This window comes from Methylobacterium gregans (assembly GCF_022179245.1).
Taxonomy (GTDB): domain Bacteria; phylum Pseudomonadota; class Alphaproteobacteria; order Rhizobiales; family Beijerinckiaceae; genus Methylobacterium; species Methylobacterium gregans.
Genome location: NZ_BPQM01000131.1, coordinates 1 through 20,769, shown reverse-complemented (window position 1 = coordinate 20,769; position 20,769 = coordinate 1). Strand labels below are relative to the sequence as shown.

The 20,769-nt window shown below is 69.9% G+C and carries 21 protein-coding genes and 1 pseudogene; 13 read left to right on the top strand and 9 right to left on the bottom strand.

The features are described 5' to 3' along the window. Nucleotides 1-48 precede the first annotated feature (48 nt). Both MFF54_RS22720 and copM read right to left on the bottom strand, forming a co-directional pair. Nucleotides 49-1,488: a YncE family protein gene (locus tag MFF54_RS22720; protein ID WP_091950973.1), complete on the bottom strand. Its 1,440-nt coding sequence runs from the start codon at nt 1,486-1,488 to the stop codon at nt 49-51. 49 nt (nt 1,489-1,537) lie between these two features. Further along, a complete protein-coding gene (copM, locus tag MFF54_RS22715; RefSeq protein ID WP_091950935.1) occupies nt 1,538-1,936 on the bottom strand; it encodes a CopM family metallochaperone in 399 nt (132 codons plus the stop codon). Nucleotides 1,937-2,133: 197 nt separating this feature from the next. Here copM and MFF54_RS22710 point away from each other — a divergent pair, with 197 nt between their 5' ends. From MFF54_RS22710 to MFF54_RS22700, 3 genes are all read left to right on the top strand, one after another. Next, nucleotides 2,134-2,643, top strand: a complete 510-nt coding sequence (locus MFF54_RS22710; protein WP_091950938.1) for a sigma-70 family RNA polymerase sigma factor — start codon at nt 2,134-2,136, stop codon at nt 2,641-2,643. Next, the gene (locus MFF54_RS22705; protein ID WP_091950940.1) at nt 2,640-3,437 is read left to right on the top strand and encodes an anti-sigma factor family protein; all 798 of its coding nucleotides are present in this window, start codon (nt 2,640-2,642) and stop codon (nt 3,435-3,437) included. Before MFF54_RS22710 ends, MFF54_RS22705 begins: the two co-directional genes overlap by 4 nt. A 61-nt stretch (nt 3,438-3,498) precedes the next feature. Further along, complete coding sequence (locus MFF54_RS22700; RefSeq protein ID WP_091950942.1) at nt 3,499-4,383, top strand: LysR substrate-binding domain-containing protein; 885 nt, start codon at nt 3,499-3,501, stop codon at nt 4,381-4,383. A gap of 14 nt (nt 4,384-4,397) precedes the next feature. Here the strand turns inward: MFF54_RS22700 and MFF54_RS22695 are convergent, their stop codons facing one another. The 3 genes from MFF54_RS22695 to MFF54_RS22685 form a co-directional block, all read right to left on the bottom strand. Beyond that, nucleotides 4,398-5,489: a molybdopterin-dependent oxidoreductase gene (locus MFF54_RS22695; RefSeq protein ID WP_091950944.1), complete on the bottom strand. Its 1,092-nt coding sequence runs from the start codon at nt 5,487-5,489 to the stop codon at nt 4,398-4,400. 64 nt (nt 5,490-5,553) lie between these two features. Then, nucleotides 5,554-6,636, bottom strand: coding sequence for a YeiH family protein (locus MFF54_RS22690; protein ID WP_091950946.1), 1,083 nt, complete (start codon nt 6,634-6,636; stop codon nt 5,554-5,556). Nucleotides 6,637-6,913: 277 nt separating this feature from the next. Then, nucleotides 6,914-7,714, bottom strand: coding sequence for a pentapeptide repeat-containing protein (locus MFF54_RS22685; protein WP_091950948.1), 801 nt, complete (start codon nt 7,712-7,714; stop codon nt 6,914-6,916). Nucleotides 7,715-7,899: 185 nt separating this feature from the next. On the opposite strand from MFF54_RS22685, the gene MFF54_RS22680 reads away from it, so the two are divergent. Both MFF54_RS22680 and MFF54_RS22675 read left to right on the top strand, forming a co-directional pair. Continuing rightward, nucleotides 7,900-8,574, top strand: coding sequence for a Crp/Fnr family transcriptional regulator (locus tag MFF54_RS22680; protein WP_096484931.1), 675 nt, complete (start codon nt 7,900-7,902; stop codon nt 8,572-8,574). 283 nt (nt 8,575-8,857) lie between these two features. After that, nucleotides 8,858-9,445 carry a hypothetical protein gene (locus MFF54_RS22675; protein ID WP_096484932.1) on the top strand — a complete coding sequence of 196 codons (588 nt, stop codon included), beginning with the start codon at nt 8,858-8,860 and terminating at the stop codon, nt 9,443-9,445. Nucleotides 9,446-9,802: 357 nt separating this feature from the next. Here the strand turns inward: MFF54_RS22675 and MFF54_RS22670 are convergent, their stop codons facing one another. Both MFF54_RS22670 and MFF54_RS22665 read right to left on the bottom strand, forming a co-directional pair. Next, nucleotides 9,803-9,997, bottom strand: a complete 195-nt coding sequence (locus MFF54_RS22670) for a hypothetical protein (RefSeq protein ID WP_096484933.1) — start codon at nt 9,995-9,997, stop codon at nt 9,803-9,805. Continuing rightward, nucleotides 9,994-10,176, bottom strand: a complete 183-nt coding sequence (locus MFF54_RS22665) for a hypothetical protein (RefSeq protein WP_096484934.1) — start codon at nt 10,174-10,176, stop codon at nt 9,994-9,996. The genes MFF54_RS22670 and MFF54_RS22665 overlap by 4 nt, the downstream gene beginning before the upstream one ends. A gap of 379 nt (nt 10,177-10,555) precedes the next feature. Here MFF54_RS22665 and MFF54_RS22660 point away from each other — a divergent pair, with 379 nt between their 5' ends. Next, nucleotides 10,556-10,966, top strand: a complete 411-nt coding sequence (locus MFF54_RS22660; RefSeq protein WP_157914161.1) for a hypothetical protein — start codon at nt 10,556-10,558, stop codon at nt 10,964-10,966. Between the two features lie 947 nt (nt 10,967-11,913). Here the strand turns inward: MFF54_RS22660 and MFF54_RS22655 are convergent. Further along, on the bottom strand, nt 11,914-13,929 hold the full coding sequence (locus MFF54_RS22655; protein WP_096484935.1) for a hypothetical protein: 2,016 nt from the start codon (nt 13,927-13,929) through the stop codon (nt 11,914-11,916). A 401-nt stretch (nt 13,930-14,330) separates the two neighbouring features. On the opposite strand from MFF54_RS22655, the gene MFF54_RS22650 reads away from it, so the two are divergent. The 6 genes and pseudogenes from MFF54_RS22650 (at nt 14,331) to MFF54_RS22625 (ending at nt 19,390) form a co-directional block, all read left to right on the top strand. Further along, the gene (locus MFF54_RS22650; RefSeq protein WP_096484936.1) at nt 14,331-14,696 is read left to right on the top strand and encodes a hypothetical protein; all 366 of its coding nucleotides are present in this window, start codon (nt 14,331-14,333) and stop codon (nt 14,694-14,696) included. A gap of 159 nt (nt 14,697-14,855) precedes the next feature. Then, nucleotides 14,856-15,053, top strand: a complete 198-nt coding sequence (locus tag MFF54_RS22645; RefSeq protein ID WP_096484937.1) for a hypothetical protein — start codon at nt 14,856-14,858, stop codon at nt 15,051-15,053. A gap of 142 nt (nt 15,054-15,195) precedes the next feature. Continuing rightward, a pseudogene (locus MFF54_RS27970) lies at nt 15,196-15,429 on the top strand (ParB/Srx family N-terminal domain-containing protein); the annotation flags it as partial. 568 nt (nt 15,430-15,997) lie between these two features. After that, nucleotides 15,998-17,410, top strand: coding sequence for a hypothetical protein (locus MFF54_RS22635; RefSeq protein WP_096484938.1), 1,413 nt, complete (start codon nt 15,998-16,000; stop codon nt 17,408-17,410). Beyond that, the gene (locus MFF54_RS22630) at nt 17,403-18,056 is read left to right on the top strand and encodes a hypothetical protein (RefSeq protein ID WP_096484939.1); all 654 of its coding nucleotides are present in this window, start codon (nt 17,403-17,405) and stop codon (nt 18,054-18,056) included. The genes MFF54_RS22635 and MFF54_RS22630 overlap by 8 nt, the downstream gene beginning before the upstream one ends. Further along, the gene (locus MFF54_RS22625) at nt 18,056-19,390 is read left to right on the top strand and encodes a hypothetical protein (RefSeq protein WP_096484940.1); all 1,335 of its coding nucleotides are present in this window, start codon (nt 18,056-18,058) and stop codon (nt 19,388-19,390) included. Before MFF54_RS22630 ends, MFF54_RS22625 begins: the two co-directional genes overlap by 1 nt. Here the strand turns inward: MFF54_RS22625 and MFF54_RS22620 are convergent. Next, nucleotides 19,380-19,967 (bottom strand): hypothetical protein, encoded by a 588-nt coding sequence (locus tag MFF54_RS22620; protein ID WP_096484941.1) that lies wholly within the window; start codon nt 19,965-19,967, stop codon nt 19,380-19,382. The two genes, MFF54_RS22625 and MFF54_RS22620, sit on opposite strands and share 11 nt — an antisense overlap. 428 nt (nt 19,968-20,395) lie before the next feature. Here MFF54_RS22620 and MFF54_RS22615 point away from each other — a divergent pair, with 428 nt between their 5' ends. Beyond that, nucleotides 20,396-20,707 (top strand): hypothetical protein, encoded by a 312-nt coding sequence (locus MFF54_RS22615; protein WP_096484942.1) that lies wholly within the window; start codon nt 20,396-20,398, stop codon nt 20,705-20,707. Nucleotides 20,708-20,769: the final 62 nt, after the last annotated feature.

The window sequence follows — 20,769 nt, the reverse complement described above, 5'->3', positions numbered from 1 at the left end:
GCGCGGCTGGAAACAGGGGGCGGTCCGGCGACCGCCCCCCTCGTCCCGTCAGCGCGGTGCCTGCGTCTGGACCGTCGCGCCGGTCTCGCCGGGCTTGCCCTCGACGATGACGAGGCTTCGCCGCGCGGCCTCGTTCGCGTTCTGCGTCACCTGCCGGATCGGGCCCACGGCGTTGACGATGGCCGCGCCCGCCGGGTTCGTCATGAAGGCGGCCAGCGGCTCCAGCGGCCCGGCGCCCTTCGGATCGGCCGAGAGGGCCAGCACGTAGGGCTTCTTCGGCGTGAGGCCCGTCACCGCCGCCTGCAGGGTCTGCAACACGCCCTGGTCGAACAGCGTGACCTGCGTGGCCGCCTTGCCATCCGGCCCGGCCAGCGTCAGCGTGCTCGACTGGCCCGCCGCGCCCAGCGGCTGGAGGTTCGGCGCACCCGCTCCCTCCGACACCGCGTCCGGGACGTAGGCCACCCCCTGCGGCCCCTGGCCGATCGGGATGGTGGCGATCACCGCGTTGCTGCCGGTGTCGATCACCGCGACCGCGTCGGCATTCTCCAGGCCGACATAGATCCGCGAACCATCGCCCGAGGGCCAGAGGCCGTGCGGGAGCGCGCCGGTGGGAATCGTCGCGACCTGCGAGAAGTCGTCGGTGCGGAACACCTTCACTTGGTTCAGGCCGCCGATCGTCACGTAGGCGAACTGCCCGGCCTTCGTGCGCGCGATGTTGACGTGGTTGGTGATCGGTCCGGTCTCGATGGTCTTGAGCGCCTTGAACGGCGGCGTGGCCTCGAACACCTGGACGCGGCCGACGTCCTTGAGGGTGAACCACACCTGCTTGCCGTCGGGCGTCGCCGCGATGTCGGGGCAGAACGGGCTCTCCTGCTTGATCCGCCCGACGATCTCGCGGCTCTTCACGTCGATGGCGACCGTCTCGGGGCTGAAGCTGGAGCAGACGTAGCCGTAACGCCCGTCGGGCGAGAAGATCGTCATGCCGGGCCCGTTTGGCACCGTGATCCGGCCCGTCTCCTTGCCGGTCCCCGCGTCGAGGATCGCGACGTAGTCCTCGCCGCGCACGCTGACCCAGACCTCGCGCCCATCCGGCGTGAAGAACGCCTCGTGCGGCGAGCGGCCGACATAGGTTGTGCGGCGCACAGTGTTGGTGGCGGTGTCGATGAAGCTGACCGAGTTCGAGCCGATCGAGACGGCGAGCAGGGTCTTGCGGTCGGGCGAGAAGCCCATGCCGTGGACCAGGAGCTGGCCGCGATAGAGCGGGCTCAGGTTCGCGGGCGTCGTGTCGCCGAGACGGATCACGCCTAGGAGCGTATTGGCGGCTGGGTCGATCACCGAGACCGTGTTGGAGAACTGGTCCGAGGTGTAGAACCGGTCGCGGGGGCCGACCGGCACGTCCGGCGCCGAGGCGGGCCCCGGCGCCTGGCCCGCAAGCGCGGTCCCGCCGAGGAGGGCGAGCAGCAGGGTCGCCGGAATGAGGTGTCGCATCATGAAGGTCTCTTCGCGCTGATGGTCGGGACGGGGGACGGCGATCCGCTCAGTGGTGGTGGCGGGCCGGCGGCTGCGTCGGTGGGGTCTGCGCGACCGGTCGCTCGGCGAGGGCGCGGCGCATGACCTCGATCTCCTGCGCCTGCTCGACGACGATGCCCTGCGCGAGCCGACGCAGGACTGGGTCGCGGCCGTATGCGAGTTCGGCCTTCGCCATCTCGATCGCGCCCTGATGGTGCGGGATCATCATGGCGGCGAAATCCCGGTCGGGGTCGCCGGACGGCGACACCGCCATGTCCGCGTGCATCCGCGCCATCGATTGGGCCATCATCGCATCGAAGCCGCCGGGGGCGGTCTCCGCATGCCCGGCGCGCATCATCATGCCGCCGCCCAGGACACCCCCGGCCATGAACAAGGTGATGAGGATCGCCGTCGGTGCTCCGCGCATGGTCTCTCCCGCAGTGTCGAGGTCACGCGGGGAGAGATGCCGGCCGGGCCGGGATATTCCCCGGCGCTCCCGGTCAAGCGGTCACGGATGCGTGATCGGCTCGCCGGGGCCAAGCTTGGAATAGTTCGGGCAATTCCGGCATCTCTGTTCCGAACGGCGGCACGGGCATCGCCGTAGCCGCGATCCGGAGACCACCCTTGGACGACCTCGCCGTCCTGATCGAACCGCAGATTCCGGCCCTGCGGCGCTACGCGACCGCGCTGCTGCGGCAGCGCGAAGCAGCCGACGACCTCGTCCAGGACACGCTGGAACGGGCGATCCGCGCCTGGCCGCAGCGCCGCGAGGGCGATCTGCGGGCGTGGCTGTTCGCGATCCTGCGCAACCGCTACCTCGAAGGCGTGCGCCGCCGCCGGGGCATCGAGGTCGGCCCGGAGGCGCTGATGGAGATCGCGGAGGTCGGGGTCGATCCCGAGGCGGCCGTGGGCGCGCGGGACGTGCTCGACGGGATCGCCGCGCTTCCCGAGGAGCAGCGGTCCGTCCTGCTCCTCGTCGCGGTCGAGGACATGTCCTATGCCGAGGTCGCCGCCGTGCTCGCGATCCCCGTCGGCACGGTGATGTCGCGCCTCAGCCGGGCGCGCGGCCGGTTGCGCGCCTTCCTCGACCGGGCTCCCACGATCGTCACCGGGCATCTGCGGAGGGTGAAATGACCGCGTCCGACCCGCGTCCCGTCGGCGAGGACGACCTGCACGCCTTTGTGGACGGACGGCTCGATCCGGGCCGCCGCGCCCGCGTCGAGGCGTGGCTCGCCGCGCATCCGGAGGCAGCCGCCCGGGTCGCCGCCGACCGGGAGGTGCGGGAACGCCTGCGGGCGCGCCTCGCGCCCGTGGCGGACGAGCCGATCCCCGCCCGCCTGCGCATCGCGAACCTCGCAGGCTCGCGCCGGATGCGCCTCCCGCGTCGGTGGCCGAGCGCGGCGGCGGCGGCGCTCCTGCTCGCCCTCGGCGGCGCGGCCGGGTGGGCCGGGCGCGGCGCCGTGCCGGGCCCGGGCGCCCACGCCGAACCGATGACGCAGGCGGCCGTCTCCGCCTTCCGCACCTACGTGGTCGAGGCCGCCCATCCGGTCGAGGTCCGCGCCGACGGCTCGACCGACCTCGTGCGATGGCTCAGCGCGCGCCTGGGCCGGCCCGTCACCGTGCCGGACCTGCGGGCGCAGGGATTCCGGCTCATGGGCGGGCGCCTGCTCCCCGCCGGAGACGAGCCGGCGGCGATGCTGATGTACGACGACGACCGGGGCACCCGCCTGACCCTGTACAGCCGGGCCGGGCCGACCGGCGGGCGCGGCGTGTTCCGCTACGCCCGCGCCGACGACGTGGCCGCCTTCTCGTGGATCGATGCCGGGATGTCCTACGTGGTGACGGCCCGCACGGACGAGGCGCGGCTGCTCCGGGTCGCCGAGGCGGTCGATGCGCAGGTCTCGGGCAAGCGCGAAGTCGCGCGGTGATGCTCGTATCCGAACCCTGCCGGACCACGCCGGCCAAGGCCCCCGCCGAGCACGAGACGCCATGACCCTCGACCAGTTGCGCATCTTCGTGGCGGTTGCCGAGCGCCAGCACGTCACGCGGGCGGCCGAGGCGCTGAACCTCGTCCAGTCGGCGGTCAGCGCCGCCATCAGCGCACTGGAGACTCGGCACGCCGTCAAGTTGTTCCACCGGGTCGGCCGGGGCATCGAACTGACCGAAGCGGGCGGCGTCTTTCTCAGCGAGGCTCGCGCGGTGCTCGCCCGCGCCCAGGCGGCCGAACAGGTGCTCGCGGACCTCAGCGGCTTGCGGCGCGGCACGCTGTCCATCCAGGCGAGCCAGACCATCGCCAGCCACTGGCTCCCCCGGCACCTCGTCGCCTTTCGGGCGGCCTATCCCGACATCGTCCTGCGGCTCGGCATCGGCAACACCGCCGAAGCCGCCGAGGCGGTCCGAGCCGGGACGGCGGAACTCGCCTTCGTGGAGGGCCCGATCGAGGACGGCAGCCTCGCGAGCACTCCGGTCGCCGAGGACCGGCTGATCCTCGTCATCGCGCCTGATCACCCGTTGGCCGCACGCGCGCGGTCGGGACGATCCGACCTCGCTTCAGTCTCCTGGGTGCTGCGCGAACCCGGATCGGGCACGCGCTCCGCCTTCGAGGCGGCGATCGTCGCGCTGGGCATCGCACCGGACGCACTCACGGTTGCCCTCGAACTGCCGTCGAACGAGGCTGTCCTCGCCGCCGTCGTGGCGGGGGCCGGGGCGAGCGTTCTATCCGAAGCGGTGGTCGGACCCTCTCTGCGAACCGGAGCGCTCGTCGCCGTGCCCTTCGCTCTGCCGACGCGAACCTTCCGGGTCCTGCGCCACAAGGAGCGCTACCGCAGTCGCGCCGCCGACGCCTTGCTCGACCTGATCCGTGCCGCCCCCTGACGGGGGGCGGCCCTTCAAGCGACCTCGACCCACACACGGTGCCAGGAGGCGCTGAGGTAGCCCTTGAAGTTCCACGTCTCGTCCGGCCGCGCCGGCTGGGTCTGCCCGGCGCTGTCCCAGGCGCGCACCACGAGGTCGCGCTCGCCGGACGGAAGGTCCAGCACGATCTCCCAGAACGTCCAGGCGAAGGGAGCGCCGGCCTCGTGTTCCAGCGTAGCTTGATGCCAGGACCGACCGCCATCGCCCGAGACATCGACGCGCACGATCGCCCGATCTCCCGCGATGGCGTACCCGCGAATGGTGGTCTCGCCCGCCTTGAGCCGGGCTCCGCGCGCGGGCTCGCAGATCGCGGCGTTGAGCGGCATCGTTTCGATGGTGTGGCCTTTCGCGGGATTGGCGGTCTCGGCCGTCACGTCCGGCGGGAACAGCTTGTAGTCGTCGGCTTGCATCGGGTTGGTCGAGGGATGGTCCTGCACCGTGATGCGCTTCAGCCATTTCGGGCTGCGCACGCCCGCGAAGCCCGGCACGACGGCCCGCACGGGGAAGCCGTGCTCGGGCAACAGCGATGCCCCGTTCATCGCGAAGGCCAGCAGTGTCTCGCCGGCGACCGCCTTGGCGAGCGGGATCGAGACGCCGTAGGGCCGTCCCTCCACCACATCTTGGCTCTCGAAGGCCACATGGAGGTCCGAGTGGAGGTTCGCTCCTGGCGCTACGCCCGCCGCACGCAGGACGTCGCCGAGGCGGACGCCGGTCCAGTCCGCCGTCCCGATGGCGCCGCCGTCCCAAGGATCGCCCGAGACTGGGGCGACCGCCCGCATATCGGCGCGGCGGTTGCCGGCGCACTGCATCGTGGCCGTGACGGTCGCCTCGGGAAAACGCGCGCGCAGATCCGCCAGCGACAGATCGAGGGGACCGACATGCGCGCCATCGACGGACAGGCGCCATGCGGCGGCGTCGATCTCCGGCAGGTCGCCGTGGGAGCGGACGTAGAAGTCTTCCGCAGGGGTCCGGTAACGGGCCCGCAGGCGGGTCAGCGGTGGCTCGGCATTGTAGGGGCGCTCCCCATGAACGATCAGGCGCGCCATACGCTCGGTCAAGCTCGACATGGGTGTCTCTATCGCAGAAGGTCGGACTCCAACGCGCTCATACGCGCCGGGTGGCAGGCCTATTTCAGGCGATGCCGAGCAGGCGGATCAGCCCGAGGCTCACGGCCGTCAGGGCGGCGAGCGAAGCGACTACCGCCAGGGTGACGCGTGGTCCCGCCTTGGCGACGCTGCGCACGTCGACGCCGAGGCCGAGGGCCGCCATCGACACGATGGTCAGCGCGTTCGCCGCCGCGGCCATGGGGTGCAAAGCCGCTTCGGGAACGAGCTCCGCGGAGCGAAGACCCGTCAAGGCCAGGAAGGCGAGGATGAACCACGGCACCAGCCGGTGCAGCGGCATCCGGCCCGAGGCGGGGCGCTCGCCGGCCGTGCGGTGCGGTACGGTCACGCCCGTCCCCGCGCGCAGCCAGCTAATCCCGAGCGAGAGAGCCAGGACCACTGGCCCAAGCATCAGCACGCGGACCAGCTTGACCAGGGTGCCGACTTGGACGCTGAGGGCGGCCACCGGGGCGGTTGCGGCGAGAACCTGCGGCACGGCGTAGACCGTGAGCCCCGCGAGCACACCGTACTGCATCGGTGAGAGTCCGAGCAGCGGCACGAGCAGCGGCAACCCGAGAACGACGAGAACGCCGAGCACGGCGGTGAAGGCGATGGAAGAGGCGACGTCCTCGCCGTCCGCGTCGATCACCGGGGCCGCCGCCGCGATCGCCGAGTTTCCACAGATCGAGTTGCCGCAGGCGACGAGGATGGCCAGGCGCGGGGTCAACCCGAGAACTCGGCCGATGCCGTAGCTCGCCGCAATGGCGAGGGCCACCACCACCGCGATGCCGACGAGGAGCCCCGGCCCGGCCGCGAGCAGCGTCCCGAGGCTGAGCGAGGCGCCGAGCAGGACGACGGCGATTTCCAGGACGGTCTTGGCGCCGAACGCGATACCGCGAGCGAAGCGCCGACCAGGGTTCCAGGCCGTGCGGACGGCCGTGCCCAGCACGATGGAGAGGACCAGAGCCTCCAGCCACGCACGGCCGAAGATATGCTTCTCGACCATCTCCAGCCCGAGGGCGGCGCCCGTCACCGCGAGGCAAAGGCTCAGGCCGGGCAGGATGGAAGACAGAGCAAGCGCGCGTGATCGGAGAAAGGCTGCTGCGGGCATGGTGCGTGCACCTCGCGGACTGGATCTGCCACGACCATGACCGCGTCCATTCGTTCGATCCAACGGAACGTATCGATCATTTTGATCACGCGATGCGATGATTTGGCTGGGGACGACGAACGTCGTGCTTTGGCTTGAAGCCAGTCTTGTCGATTGGGCAACCCGAGTTTGCGGCTTCGCTGATATCAGGGAACGTTGTAGATTACCGCTGACTAGGTTTCTTGAGACAGAAACCGTTGAGGTCAGAGGCGGGCCGTCAGGTTGGTGAACGGGCGGATCAATCGGATGCCTGAGTGACGGCACGGTCGATGTTCACCCTCTCCGCCCAGTCCTTGGCCTCGGACTGACCTTGGAGGTCGATGAGACGAGCGCCGCTGACATCGACGTTCTTGAAGTCCGCGCCCGTGACCGTAGCACCGGTCAAATTGGCCCCGGACAAGTCTGAGCCCATCAGCACCACGCCAGTGAGATCGGCATCCTTAAGATTCGCATACTCCAGGCGTGACCGGCCGAGGTTGGCTCCCTTGAGGTTCGCGCCCGACAGGTTCACCGAGGTGAACACCGCCCGCATCAGACCCATGGACTGATTCTTGATGTTGGCTCCGCCCTTGAGATCGACCAGCGTGGCGCTGCTCATGTTGGCGCCCTTGAAATCGCCGATGGGCATGGACCGGCTGAGGTCGGCCCCGCTGAGGTTGGCCTCCCGCGCAGTGATGCCGAACATTTTCGCGTCCGCGAGCTTGGCCCCGGAAAGGTCTGCCTTCAGGAGCCATGCCTGTTCGAGGTTTGCGCCGCTGAGGTCGGCGCCGCGTAGATTGGCCTTGTTCAGGCGCGCAGTTCGTAAGTTGACGCCCCGGAGATTCAACCCGGAGAGATCGAGGCCCGACAGCGCCTTGTCGTGCAGGTCGATGGGCTTACCGTCCGCGGCCTGGATCATCGCCTCTACGTCGGCGCGGCTCATCTCGGCCTTCGTCATGGCAGGCGAGGACATGTCGGCTCCGAGCAGCAGATCTTGTTCGGCCGCGGCGGGGCCGGCAGCGAAGACGGCGAGCATGAAGCTGAGGGCTAAGCGGCGCATCGGTTTACTCCCGGCGGGCGCCACGCATGGCGGGCACCCTTATCGTGTTCGTTGTGTCGCGATGCTATGCCGGGCCGCTGCACCCGGTCGGTGACCCAGGTCACACAAATCCGGCGCGGCGGGAGGAAAACGCAACGCGCGCCGGACGATCAACCCGTCGTCATGGCCGGGGGACCACGCCAGCCATGACGGATGCCCAAAAGGTCGAGGGGTGGATCGACCGGTTTCCGCTTCTTCAAGCTCTCAGCCCGGCGCATCTTCAGATCGCTCGGGGAACCGTGCATTTCCCGGTGCTGGATGCAGGCGCCATCGCCTACGAACTAAATGGCGAGTGTGCCAACTACCTGATGTGCCTGGAGGGACGCACGCGGATCTTCCGGATGTCGGAGGGCGGACGCGAGGTGCTGATCTACAAGGTTGGCCCGGGCGGCACCTGCCCCCTCACCACTCAGTGTCTCCTGTCCGGCGGCACCTTTCCGGCGCAGAGCGTGGCCGAGGAGCGGACCGAACTCGCGGCCCTGCCGGTCGGCACGTTCCAGCACCTGATCGGCGACAGCGCGGCGTTCCGCAGATTCGTCATGGATGACTACACGCGATTGATGTCCGGCCTGTTCACGCTGATCGACGAGGTCGCGTTCGCACCGCTAAAGCAGCGCCTCGCGCAACGCCTCCTCGCTGAAGCCGATCCGCGGGGCGTCGCCGCGGTGACCCATCAAAAGCTCGCGGACGATGTCGGAAGCGTGCGCGAGGTGGTGAGCCGCATTCTGGCACAATGGGCCGAGGCGGGCCTGATCGAACTTCGTCGAGGCGCGGTCGAGATTGTTGACCGGACCCGCTTGGAGGCCGCCGGGCGGCGGTGACTGGCGGCGTGCTGGTGTCCATTTTTGAGGCCGACGCCAATCGAGCTTTACGACTGGGTTGGTTCGGTAGGGCCTTGTCTGCTCTTTTTGGCAAGCCCTCCCCAGAGCAGACAGGCCACTACTGGCCAGAAGTTGCCGAACCGGGTCCATTGAACTGCCTGGAAGCGGACATTCCGACCGTCTGCAATGGGTCAGGAGTTCGCTCCCAGTCTTGACGAGATGGCGGCCTCGCTGGGCGACGCGGCATAGACGAGGCGTCAACCGCGGTGCGGTAGGACATGCCATGCCGATCATCCGCCGCGTCATCTACGCCAACCTCAGCTATGATTTGAAAAGGAAGCTCGATGAGAGGAATCTCGAACGCAGGAGGCAGCGCCTCAGGCCGGAGAAGCCTCCAGGTCGGCAGCTATTTGTCGAGATGCTGGAGGGGCACACGCTCCCCTGGCTCCCCCTGTTCCAGGTCGCTCCGCTGGCCCAACACTTCCGGGAGATCATCGCGAAGGAACGCGACCTCCTGATCAAGGAAGTCCGACTGGAACGCGACCGTGACCCGGAGGCAATTATTATCAAGCTGCCGCAGCGCTTCGTAAATGCATGGCAGGGGCTGCAAATCCCGAGCCGAGGCGAACACTCGTTCACTCGAAGATGTCACGTGCCGACCTACTCCAGCGACTGGTTCGGCATGTCGCGGGACAGAACCTGGGTCACCAGCAAGCTCCACGATCCACCCGAGCTGGAGGACGTTCGGGCCCTTTCGCTATACGTAAACCAACTGGCCGGCCTCGACGAGAACGGCGTCCCGCCTCGCCGGCCGCGACAGCGACCCATTCCCGATGACGACGTCGAGGCCCTGGGTGACCTCGCGCCCTAGCTGCCGCGCAGCCAAGCCTTGTTCTGCCGGCACGCGGTTGCGAGTTGGCCGTCGAAGGACCCCTGCAGCCGGGCGCGCAGCTCGCGGCATTCAGCCACCAGGAACGCTAGGGGGCCCCGGAATAGTTCGGATGCGACGCGATCACGAGGCGCCTTGCGAGCGCAACGAACCGAGCGAGCCGACAGGCCCGTGCGGCCGGCGGGCTCGCCGGGGCCCCACCCGCGAAGTCGCCCGCAGTACATCGTCATCCCGAGCGCCCGGCATTCGGCTGGGTTTCCCCGCCCGGATAGGATCCGAAGGACGCGGAACTGCGCCCGTCACGCGCACCCTCAGGGCTTGGCCGGTACTCTGGCTTAGCTATCGCAACCGGTCGCGCAGCGCGTTCCGGTCGATCCAGCCATCCTCCATGGCAGATACCACCAGCATGACGACGACGATCGCGGTGGTGTGGCTCTCCGCGCGCCAGTAGGCGGTCACGGCCTTCGCGAGAGGCTCATCGGCGAGCGCCTTGTAATCCGCATCATCCAGGAAGCCGTAGAGCTTGGCCGTCAAGCCAATCGCGATTTTCCGATGACGCCGAGGAACTTGCGATTCGTCGACAGGGAGAAGCCGTAGGAGATGCCGGCATACGCCGCCACGACGACGTAGAGCCATGCGAACTCTGCACTGCCGGCATTGCCTTTGGCACCGTCGACGGCGAGAACCTCGATCGCCGCGGTTGCCCTGGCCATCAGCCCTTCCGGCGGGGGATGGTCGCCCAAGCCTACAGGCACGAGGATCTTGTGGATAACCGATCTTCCTTGTGTCACGCCCGAACCTGGACCGAGGGCCATTAGGAGCGCGATATTGCCTCGCTGACTGGATTTAAGGTTATTTGGCCCGTTGCGCCAACGGCTCCGACTTTGAGGCTGGCGGGCGGCTCCTCGCCCGTCCCGAGCGCATGAAAAAGCCATCCCCTAGCAAATGCCACATCCTCTGCTTTCACCAGGCCAGCTTGCTTGAACACAACCATGGTTCGCCGCCTGGACATTTCAACTAACTGGCAACAGGCTCGCCATCACTTGTAGATCACTTGGGATTTGCGTGATGTCGAAGCGGAGCCGGTATGACTTGGGCGCGATCATGCGCCGGTCGTGGTCTTTGGCGAGAGAGGCGGCGACAACAATCGGCGATGGGGCGCGGGCTCATCTTGCTGGTGCGATGCGCCGCGCCTGGGCTGATGCTAAGGCGGCTGTCGCGCAAGAGACCGAAAAAGCTTGCCTGACATCCGACGATCTAATCGGTCATGAGGAAGACTACCAGGGTAGGCTACTAAAGTATGTCGGCATCAAGCCGTGGTCCTCTAAGGATGGCTACGACAAACGCGACTACATCGTTTGCGAAGTCAACGGCCGTCTCAAAGACAAAAATTTGATGTACTTTCACAGGTCCGGCCAAGTTGATCTCTTTCACTTTGAGGTTGACACCCCTTATGGAAAAATTTGGTGCCACGACAACATTGAGTCTGAACTTCTCGCCTGAGGTGACAAGCGCCAGGTATCGGCATCCCGGCCCCGAGAAGAGGGCGGCCTAAGCCCCTAGCGGTCTGCCTGTACGGAACGACCGTGTGACCCCGCCCCGTCTAGTCGTAGTCAATGCTAACCCCGCGGGCCCATTGGAGGATGATGAGGTTGCTCGCCGTACCCGATGTCTCGCGGGTGCCGTAGCGGCCGCGGCCTTGCAGGAGGATGCGGGGGCCAGGCTCCATGGTGAGCCAGGCGCAGGCCCCCGGGCAGTTTTAAGGCTAAGGCGTCTGCAACTCGCGTGAGGCTGCCGTGGCCCACGCGGTCTCTGGCGGGCACATCCTCGCTGGACGGGAGACGGGTGAGGCGACGCCGGCATCGGGGGGTAGCGTTGGGCAAGCGGGCAGCCCTACCATGCAACGGACAACACACCGGGGTCAGCGGGCCGGCACGGCCGCGGTGCGCAGGTTGGGCGAAGGGGCCGCCGTTTTCACGAGGTCGGTATCATCGTCCCCGAAGGCAGCCTTGCGCAGCCCGATCGCCTCGGCGAGCTGGTAGGCCCGCCTCGGGCTGGTATCGCAATCGTGGTCGCCTTCGAGGAAGCGCCGGTGCTCCCCCGGCGCGCCAGGTCGCCAGGGATCGATGGACGTCTTCGGATCGGACGCCCATCCGGCAGATCCGGGCCCGAGACATGTCGAGGAGGACCTGCTTTTCGGAGAGGTAGCTGGCCGCACAATCGGTGCGGACGGCACGCTTGCGGACGCCGATACCCGGCTTATCCGAGCCGTAGAGGATGTCCTCCGCGATGGAGGAGACGCTGTACATCTGGCAGACCCCCGGGGCGCAAAGGACCGAATCGTTGTTTTCGCGCCACGCGATAGAGAAGGTGCCATCAAAAGCGACAGTGTCCAGACGGACTAGGCCGAAGGAGGCAAACGCGCGACCACGGCCAAGGTTCCGCAGCGTCTAGTCATCCTTCGGCTCGGGTGCCGCGCGGTAGATCCCGTCTCGATCCTTGACCGTGGCCACGAACAGCGGCGTACCGTACATCTCGCGCTGCTTCTGCTCGAACGTGCGCGGCACCCCGCGCTGGAAGCGGTCGCCGATCCGTGCGGCCCGCTCCTCCCACTCCGACCGGATCTTCTGCACTCGACGCATGATGAAATCCCGGTCGCGCAGGAGGGCGGCCTTCGGGTCGGCAGCGAGCCCGTTCTGCACCGGCACCGTCAGGGTTAGGCCGAGGAACGTGACCATGCCCTCGGCCAGGTCCGCGTCGACGAAGGGCGGGACCTTCGTGGCGACGGGGTCCTCGTGCGGTTGCCGGGGCATGTCGAACTTCTCCGCTAGCCAGCGCAGGTTCTTGCGGTACTCGCCCCCCATGGCCTCGTCCGCTCGGGCGAAGATCGGGAACTGGCGATCGAGGTCCTCGTCGAGGAGCAGCTTGGCCTTCGCGGCCGCGTGAAGGCGCGGGAACTCGGAGGCGGGCTGCCAGTACCACCACAACTTCCTGGCCTCGGCCTTCGCCTCGTCGGTCGCGAGCAGGGCGACGAGCGCGGCGTCAGGCGTCGGCGCGGCGGGCGCGGGCGCCGGGGCGACAGGGGGAACGACGGGGGTGGGAGCGGTCATCGGTCGCGAATCGGTCATCGTGTTTTTCGGGGTCGCGGGCGGCAGCGTGCCCTCGGCCCGCGCATGCCTCAACGCCCGGCGCCGCTCGGCGCGCGCGGCTCGGAAGCGCAGGATCCTGGCCCTCTCGGCCGCCGCGAGGATCCGGATGGGCTCGTGGCTGGCAGAGGCGTCGAGCCGGACCTGCAGGTCGGGGGTCTCGACCTCGGCCATGACGAAGGCCCAGAACGCCCGGTCGGCTCCGTCCCGTGCGATCGCGTCGAGCAGCCTCTGCCCCCGGTAGGTGCCCGTCTCGTAGCTCGGCGTCAGGGCGGTGCCCGTGAGCGCCTCGTCCAAGGCGGCGAGCCAGAGCCGTCGCCAGGCATGCATCTCGGACGCCAAGGCGGCCTCGGGCCGACGGCGCGATCCCGCCTTCGGCTGGGTCACCCGCCGGGATGGGATCGCCGACCCGAGCTTCACCAGCGTCGCCACCTTCAGCTGGAAGGAGGGCTCATCCGGGTGGGCCTGCAGGAACGACAGGTCACCCCTGTCCAGGAGCCGCGCGGCCGCCGTCCGCATTTCCGGCGGGCGCAGGCGCACCGAGAACGCCACGGCGACGTTGTGCCCGCGCTCATCCTTGGCCTCCTCGGCCTCTACCTTGAAGGCCGTCACGTGGTTGGCGAGGTCGGCGAGGGCGGGCTTCAGGTAGCGGATCCGGAGCGGCCCCATCCGGATCGGGGCGGGCATGCCGAGGATCTCGCCGAGCTCGGCGACCGGGATCGTCACCACGTGGGGCCGCGCGTCTGGCATGAAGCGGACCCGCTCGGCGGCGAGGCGGCCGACGAGATGACGGTAGAGCAGCGCGCCGCTCTTCGTCGCGAGGCCGGCGAGGACGGCGAGGTCGAGGTAGCCGTAGAGCCCCTGCCGCAGCAGCGGCGGCACCCACTCAGGCAGCGAGCAGCGGAACGCGTCGCCTATCGCCAGGTCCTGCCGCTCGCCCCCGAAGAGCCTCACGAGGCTGTCGGAGAGCTCGCGCGGCTGCACGGGACGGCCGCGCCCGCTCATCGCCACCAGGGCGGGGCGGACCGGGATCGCCGGCTCGTGGACCTGCGCCGGCAGGCCGTCGGGGTGCACCGCGATCGCGTAGGAGACGATCCACTCCCACAGCGCCACGTCCCGCGCTCCGAGCCTCGGGATGGCACAGAGGCGGCGGTCGAGGAGGTAGGCGACCGGACGCGGCACGGAGGGGGCAACGGCGGCGAAGGCTTGGGGCGAGGCGGTCGCCTGCCCAAGGTCGCCGCGCACGCCCGGGACGAAGGGCGCTCGCCGGGCGCGGGCGGACGGGGCGGAGGTCGCGGAGGGCTTGGTCGAGGCGGCCATGGCTATCGCTTGCAGATTTTCACCACCCGAGGGTACCACCCGGCGTGGCAGGAACAAGCCCCTTCCCCTCTGCGAAGGCGGCTCCGGACGGGCTCGGGACGGAGGCTCAGACGGTCCTCTAATACTAATCTATAGAACCTGGCGGGGGGCGGAGAGGGCGGGGAGCCCGGCCGGTGCGGGTGAGGATGGTCTCATCGATTAGTATTGTAGCGCGAAATCACACCTGCCCCGGACCCTTCCGTAGAGGGGAATGGCGCTGGGAATGGCGGGTGAAGGTGGTGCAAATCTTCATGCCCCGAGGGTCGATCCCGTGGTGAGGATCTTCACGTCGTCGGCAGGGGTGGTGAAGGTCTGAGCGCCCCGACCTCGATCTTTGCGTCCTGGGGAGCGACACTCCTGGCATGACCGAGACCGCCTTCGCCCCCGCCTTGACCCGCAAGCGCACGCCCGGCCAGCTCGCTATCCTGCAGCGGATGGAGGCCGACGCGCGCAAGCGCGAGGACGCCGAGCGGAAGCGGAAGGAACGGGCCGAGCGCAAGGCTAGCGGCCTTCCGGATCCGAGGGAGCTCGACCGGGCGCTGGTCGACGCGATCCGTGACGCGCCCCTGACCGGGGCCCGCGGGCCCGGGGGCCGGACGCATCCCAACGCCGTCCACGTCGAGGGCATCGTCCGCCGGGCCGCCCATGCCTTGCAGCGCCGGGGCTATGTGCCCGCCGCCACCGTCCCGGCTCTCGTCGCCCGCATCTCGCGCGACACCGTCGGCTAGCCCGCCGGTCCCCGGGGAGGGACCGCGTCCGCTCCCGGCCCGGCGGTGTGTTGTCCGTCGCACGGCCGCCTCCGAGCCTGCCCCTCGCTGGAACCGACTTGGCGCCCGGGATGGACCATCCGCCCGGGCGCCCCTTCCGGCAGGCGATGGAGCGACCCCGTGGGCTACCGAAACACTCCCGTCATCGTGCGGCCCTCCGACCTGAGGGGCGAGCACGTCCCGCAGGCGGTCGCGCAGGCCGTCAGGCACGGCACGGCGCGCTTGGTCGGCTTCGATCCGGGCGAGGATCCCCGCGCCATGCTGCGCGCCCGCCGCGAGACGTCGGCGACGTCCCGGCCGGCGCGCGTCGAGGCGTGATCCGGGCCGGGGAGGCCCGGGGGCGGGTCCCTCCCCGGGGGGGTCAAGGCCTTCAGGTCATGCGGTCAAGGCTCCGGCGGCTCACACAAGTTCGGTTTGGGTACGCACCCCGCGTACCTCGTGCAGTTTCAGGGACTTACAGGTGCGCACCGACGATCCGTTGAGGTACGCAGCGATCGAGATCGTCGAGGTGCGCACCCTGCGCGGCTACGACCGCAACGCGCGCACCCATTCCGACGAGCAGGTCGCGCAGCTCGCGGCCGCGATCCAACGCTTCGGCTTCACCAACCCGATCCTCGCGGACGACGACGGCGTCATCATCGCCGGCCACGGGCGCATGGCCGCGGCGCGCCGGCTCGGCCTCGACCGCGTCCCGTGCATCCGGGTCACCGGCCTGTCCGAGCAGGAGCGCGCCGCGCTGGTGCTGGCCGACAACCGGATCGCGCTGAACGCCGGCTGGGACGAGAAGGTGCTGGCCGAGGAGCTGCAGTCGCTGCAGGCCTCGATCGACGCCGGCGACCTCGACCTCGACCTCACCGGCCTCGGCTTCAGCGAGGCGGAGCTGAAGGAGCTCGGCGAGCTCCTCGCCCCCGAGCCGGAGAAGGAGGAGGTGCGCGAGATCCTCGTCGGCGAGGAGCACCCTCAACTTCGACGCCGGGCTCCTCTCGAACTGGAAGGATCTGCGCGACCAGGGCCTCTCGGTCCTGCGCCAGTTCATCGGCTTCCACCCGATCTTCGTCTCGCCCCGGCGGCAGAGCGACCCGACCGAGATCCTCGACGGGCACCGGCGCATCGGGCATTTCGACCGGGTCACCGGGGCCTACTCGACGCCCGAGCTCCTCGGCGAGGGGCTGCCCTCGCGCACCTTCCGGCCCGACGATTGGATCGGCTGGGAGGACGGCGGCGGCATCGCCATCGGCGAGACCGGGCAGCCCCTGCGCGGCATGCAGGTCACCGCGACCGCCTCCTGGCTGCAGCTCCTCCAGGGCCTGCTCGACCTCTCGGCCGCGATCCGCAACCTCTTCCCCGAGCTCAACGTCGGCCCGGCCTCGGATCCGAACTCCCTGTTCGGGGGCTTCAACCCGAGCGTGGTGATCGCCTCCGGCCGGATCGCGACCCTGACCCCGGACGAGCTGGAGCGCGGGATCCCGCAGGTCGGGAGCACGATCGCCGGCGGCTCCGGCTACACGGTCGTGAAGCGGGTGGTGACCAAGGTCGACCCGAAGCGGTTCGCGGAAGGGCCGCAGCCGGCCTCGGTCGGGCCGGTCTACGGCTCGAAGGGCAAGTTCGTCTACGTCCGCAAGGAGGGCGAGCCGAAGCCCGACCCTAAGGCGCCCTTCGCGATCAACCTCGACGTCACCTACTTCGACGTCGAGCTCGTCCTCGCCTACGTCGCCCGGATCAAGCGCGAGGAGATCGTCTCCTTCCTCCTGCTCAACGCCGCGTGCACGGATCCCGACGCGCCGATCAAGAGCCTGGACGTCCGGACCGAGGACCCCTCGATCGACCAGGTCTCGACGCCGTGGCTGCCGGTGACGCACTACGCGCCGGGGGACGTGCGCCGGTTCGGCTGGAACTGCTGGCAGGCGGCGAAGGACCACGTCTCGTCGGGCTCGTTCGCGGCCGACGTGCAGGCCGGGCGCTGGAGCCTGGCGCTCGCCGACCAGAGCTACGTCGGCGGCCCGGGGGGCGCCACGTTCTGGCGCACGCCGGCCGGGATCAACGCGCTCTACACGCTCGTCCTGAAGGCGGCGAAGCCGATCGCCCTCGCGCAGCGGCGCAACACTTACGAGTGGTCGGTCCCCTTCGAGGACATCGTCGCCTCGGGGTTCTCGACGGCATGGCGGGCCCGCATCGAGGCGGACGACGTCGACCTGCCGGGCGGCTGGGCCGAGGGCAAGGTCGTCTCGCTCACGATCAAGGACAGCGCCGCGGCGGGGAGCTACCCCAAGGCCACGATCCGGATCGCGAGCTGCGACGGCACCGGCGAGCCGGGCGAGCCGGGGGACCTGACCGTCGGCTACACCGGCGAGGCCTGGGATCGGGTGGCGATCGCGGCGTTCGCCGGGTTCCCGCCCACGCCCGGCCCGGTGCCGGGGGGCGAGGCCTACCTGGAGAACGGCGTCGCCGACCAGCTCGCCTACGTGCAGGCCCACGACTTCCGGGGGAACGTCCCCGGCCGCGACGACGCCAGCGCCAACGACCCGAAGCAGGTCCTGCGCAAGGTCCCGACCAGGATCATCCTCGCCATGAACCAGATCGGCGGCCAGGCCGGTCTCCAGGACTTCATCCCGCTCGCGGTCTCGGCCTGGCACGGCCCCCGCCAGTGCAACCCGCCGAGCCCCGACGATGTCTGACCTCGACGCCGCCTTCGCCACGCTGGTCCGCAACGTCCTGGAGGGATCGGAGCGGGACGCCGGCCGCGCCCCACTCGTGCCGGACCTGAAGGAGGGGTCGGCGCCGCCGATCGTCTCGACCGGCGACGGCGCCTCGTCCTCGCGCCTGGAGAGCGGCTCCTCGTCCTCGGCCGTCGAGCTCGGGGCGGAGGGGCCGGCGATGCGCGGGCGGCCGAACGACTTCGCCTGGCGCCCCCAGACCCGGGCCGAGATGTTGGCCTACCGGGAGAGCTACAGCCACCTCGGCACGGCCGCCGTCGGCGACACGGTGACCCTCGATCCCAATGAGGCGACCAACTTCGTCGTGAAAGCCTCCGGCAACGTCACGGTCGCCGTCGGCGCGCCGGACGCCCCGCCCGACCTCGACGCCCTCGCGCCGAGCCCGCAGTTCCTCCTCGGGCTGAAGCTCTGGCTCTACCGGCCGAAGGGCGCGGTCGCGTCGTGGTCTGGGGTGAAGTGGAGCAAGGACGTGCTCGACCCGGCCGGGGACGGGAGCAAGCCGTCGCTCCTCGCCGCGGCGGCCGCCGACGGCTGGGACAGCTACGTCCTCGTCGTCATCCCCGGGGTCGGGACGTTCGGCTACCTCGCCGGCCGGGGCTACGCCTGATGCTGACCCGGCCGCTCATGCTGAACCCGCCGGCGTTGCAGGCGCCCGCGCGCACGGCCGGTCAGTACGTGACCCCGGCCGGACGCTTCTACCGGATGACCTACGACGCCGCCCTCGACCGGCTGAACTTCTTCCGGGTGCGCGCGTCGGCCTTCAACGACCTCGTGACCTCGGTCTCGTCCGGCGCCCAGGTCGCGGCGCTCACCGCCGCCGGCCGGGTCGGGATCTGGAACGTCGGCTCGACCGGGCTCGCCGCGGCGCCGGTGGCCGACTACGCCTATCCGCCGTTCGTGACGGGCTACCAGCTCCACTCCGTCAACGCGGCCGCGGACGCCCTGTACACGGGGTCGGGCGGCAGCTTCCTCATCCGCAACCTCGCGACCGGGGCATCCTCGGGCGCGATCCCCGGGCAGTCAGGCTTCAGCACGGCGAGCTTCACCTACGGCACCGGCGACGGCTGGGTCGCGCAGATCCAGCAGGCCAACGGCACGCAGCCCGGCACCACGCCCTGGAGCTACGAGACCAGCGCCAACGTGACCCGCCTCCGCATCGCCTACGCGGTCAACTCGGCCGGCGCGACCGCGCTCGCCCGCGTCGCGCCCGGCGGGCTCCAGGCCCTGCCGTTCACCGGGGTCCCGCGCGTGCTCGACCGGGCCAACACGGTGTTCTGGGTGCGGGTCGTCCTCGGGGACGTGACCCGCGCCTTCGGCCGGCAGAGCTTCGTCGCGACGTCCGCGACGGTCGACGTGGACGAGATCGACGTCGAGATGTTGGAGGACGGCTCCGCCCTTGTCTCGATGGTGAGGGCGTCCTGGTACGGGATCGTCCGGGCCGACCTCACCGGCGCCAGCTTCGTGCCGCTCTCCGTCTTCTACTCGCGGCGCGACGCCGTGCCCTGCTCGGTCGCGAACGGGCTCTACACTTCCCGGGCGCAGCAATGGGGGTCGGGCAGGGACGTCTTCGTCGGCCAGTACAGCCTCCTGGCGAGCGCGCTCCTGCCCGGCGCCGTCGGGCTGTTCCGGGGACCGGGCGTCGCCGATCCGGCCACCGGTGCGACGCTGGCCGCGCGCTTCCGGAGCGTCTCGCTCGACGGCACGACGCTCGTGGACGGGCCCCCGCCGTCGGGCGGGGGCGGCGGCCTGATCGGCATCCCGCACCTCGGCGCGCTCCTCGCCTACACCGCGAACTCGACGGCGGCGATGATCTCGTTCGACGCGGGCGCGACCTGGCGGGCGGTCACCACCTTCCGCAGCGCGTCCGACAATACGGCGCCGGTCCTCGGCGTGCCGGACTGGGCCGACCTGCGCGCGGCCACGCCGCTCTTCATCGTCTGAGGACGTGCTGCAGGGCCCCGGGCCCTCGCTCGCGCACGACCTCCTCGACGACGTCGTAGAAGGGGAGCCGGGGTTCGTAGACCGCGACGTCCTCGGCGGCCGCGATGATCCTCGGCCGGTCCCGTCCCGGCAGGATCAGCACCTGCGCGCTCCCCCGCGTCGGGGTCCAGCGCGCGCCCTCGGCCTCCGCCTCGGAGACCTGCGACCGGGGCATGTTGCCGAATTCGTCGAGGACGGCGTCGCGGCCCGGCACCAGGATCCCTCGGGACACCGTCCCGTAATCGCCGGGCTCGCGCTCGCCGCCGAACACCTGCCGGGCGAGGTAGCGCGCCGCGGTGGGCAGGACGTAGACGAGGGCGGCCGGGGCGTCGCCGGGGACGGGCCTGTACTTGAAGGCGTCGACCGTGAACTCCATGGGCCGGTCGAGGACCTGGACCGCGACCTCGCGCAGCCGTTTCCGGGCAGAGGCGGCGAGGTAGAGCACGGCCTCGTCGAGGGCGCTGCGGAGTTCCTTCGCCCGGGTGATGCCGGCCCGGCGTAGGGCGGAGACGTCAATCTTGAGGCGGGTGGAGGCCATAAGCGGGAAGTTCGCCCCGGCCCGTGAGACGGCCAACACACCGAGCGTCCGAAAACAGTCACCCCCCGGGAGTGGTTTTCAGCACCACCGATACTCCCCCGTTACTCCTACACAACGAAACGAGGCTACGGTTTTTAGAAACGAATTTCCGATCTGGACGCCGTCCGGACGATGGCCCCTCTGAGCCCGTGCGGGGCGCGGTTCCGGGCGGCTCCGGAAGCCGGTCCCCGGAGGCCTCCAGGGGCGGCGGGCGCATCCGGCCCGACGTCGGCCCGACGTGCGTCCGATTCGGGCGCACAGGGCAAGGCACAAGAGGCCAGGGATCCGTTTACCGTCGATTGTGGACATCTTCCCCAGATTCTTGACCCGGGACTCCGGCCAGGCCCACCTTGAGAGCACGAGATCGCCCCGCCCTGGAGAGCCGCCCCATGACCCACCACGCCCGCAACTTTGGCATTGAGGCTGCCGGGACCGTTGGCCTGGGTCTGGCCCTCGGGCACGTGGCTCTGCAGGACGGCATGAGGGAGATCCGCCGGCAGCAGCGGGCGTCGCGGAACAGCGTCGTCGCGCTCGCCGACCGCCTCGACGAGGCCCGCGCCGACCAAGCCGCCGCGCTCAACCGGGCCGCCCGCGCCGAGGCGGAGCTCGCTCACGCCCGGCAGCAGATCCGCGATCTGGAGATCCTGCTCGACCGGCAGACCCGCCTCGTCGAGGGGTTCAGGGAGATCTGCGGCGTCTGACGCGCCGGAGGCGTCCCCGAAAAGGAAAGGCCCGCCGGGATGACCGGCGGGCCTTTCCTTTT

What these genes read in the sequence shown, in the direction of transcription:
- MFF54_RS22720 (WP_091950973.1), bottom strand. Translation starts at nt 1,488, where the DNA reads ATGCGACACCTCATTCCGGCGACCCTGCTGCTCGCCCTCCTCGGCGGG.
- copM (WP_091950935.1), bottom strand. Translation starts at nt 1,936, where the DNA reads ATGCGCGGAGCACCGACGGCGATCCTCATCACCTTGTTCATGGCCGGG.
- MFF54_RS22705 (WP_091950940.1), top strand. Translation starts at nt 2,640, where the DNA reads ATGACCGCGTCCGACCCGCGTCCCGTCGGCGAGGACGACCTGCACGCC.
- MFF54_RS22700 (WP_091950942.1), top strand. Translation starts at nt 3,499, where the DNA reads ATGACCCTCGACCAGTTGCGCATCTTCGTGGCGGTTGCCGAGCGCCAG.
- MFF54_RS22695 (WP_091950944.1), bottom strand. Translation starts at nt 5,489, where the DNA reads ATGTCGAGCTTGACCGAGCGTATGGCGCGCCTGATCGTTCATGGGGAG.
- MFF54_RS22690 (WP_091950946.1), bottom strand. Translation starts at nt 6,636, where the DNA reads ATGCCCGCAGCAGCCTTTCTCCGATCACGCGCGCTTGCTCTGTCTTCC.
- MFF54_RS22685 (WP_091950948.1), bottom strand. Translation starts at nt 7,714, where the DNA reads ATGCGCCGCTTAGCCCTCAGCTTCATGCTCGCCGTCTTCGCTGCCGGC.
- MFF54_RS22680 (WP_096484931.1), top strand. Translation starts at nt 7,900, where the DNA reads ATGACGGATGCCCAAAAGGTCGAGGGGTGGATCGACCGGTTTCCGCTT.
- MFF54_RS22675 (WP_096484932.1), top strand. Translation starts at nt 8,858, where the DNA reads ATGCCGATCATCCGCCGCGTCATCTACGCCAACCTCAGCTATGATTTG.
- MFF54_RS22665 (WP_096484934.1), bottom strand. Translation starts at nt 10,176, where the DNA reads ATGGCCAGGGCAACCGCGGCGATCGAGGTTCTCGCCGTCGACGGTGCC.
- MFF54_RS22655 (WP_096484935.1), bottom strand. Translation starts at nt 13,929, where the DNA reads ATGGCCGCCTCGACCAAGCCCTCCGCGACCTCCGCCCCGTCCGCCCGC.
- MFF54_RS22650 (WP_096484936.1), top strand. Translation starts at nt 14,331, where the DNA reads ATGACCGAGACCGCCTTCGCCCCCGCCTTGACCCGCAAGCGCACGCCC.
- MFF54_RS22635 (WP_096484938.1), top strand. Translation starts at nt 15,998, where the DNA reads ATGCAGGTCACCGCGACCGCCTCCTGGCTGCAGCTCCTCCAGGGCCTG.
- MFF54_RS22630 (WP_096484939.1), top strand. Translation starts at nt 17,403, where the DNA reads ATGTCTGACCTCGACGCCGCCTTCGCCACGCTGGTCCGCAACGTCCTG.
- MFF54_RS22625 (WP_096484940.1), top strand. Translation starts at nt 18,056, where the DNA reads ATGCTGACCCGGCCGCTCATGCTGAACCCGCCGGCGTTGCAGGCGCCC.
- MFF54_RS22620 (WP_096484941.1), bottom strand. Translation starts at nt 19,967, where the DNA reads ATGGCCTCCACCCGCCTCAAGATTGACGTCTCCGCCCTACGCCGGGCC.
- MFF54_RS22615 (WP_096484942.1), top strand. Translation starts at nt 20,396, where the DNA reads ATGACCCACCACGCCCGCAACTTTGGCATTGAGGCTGCCGGGACCGTT.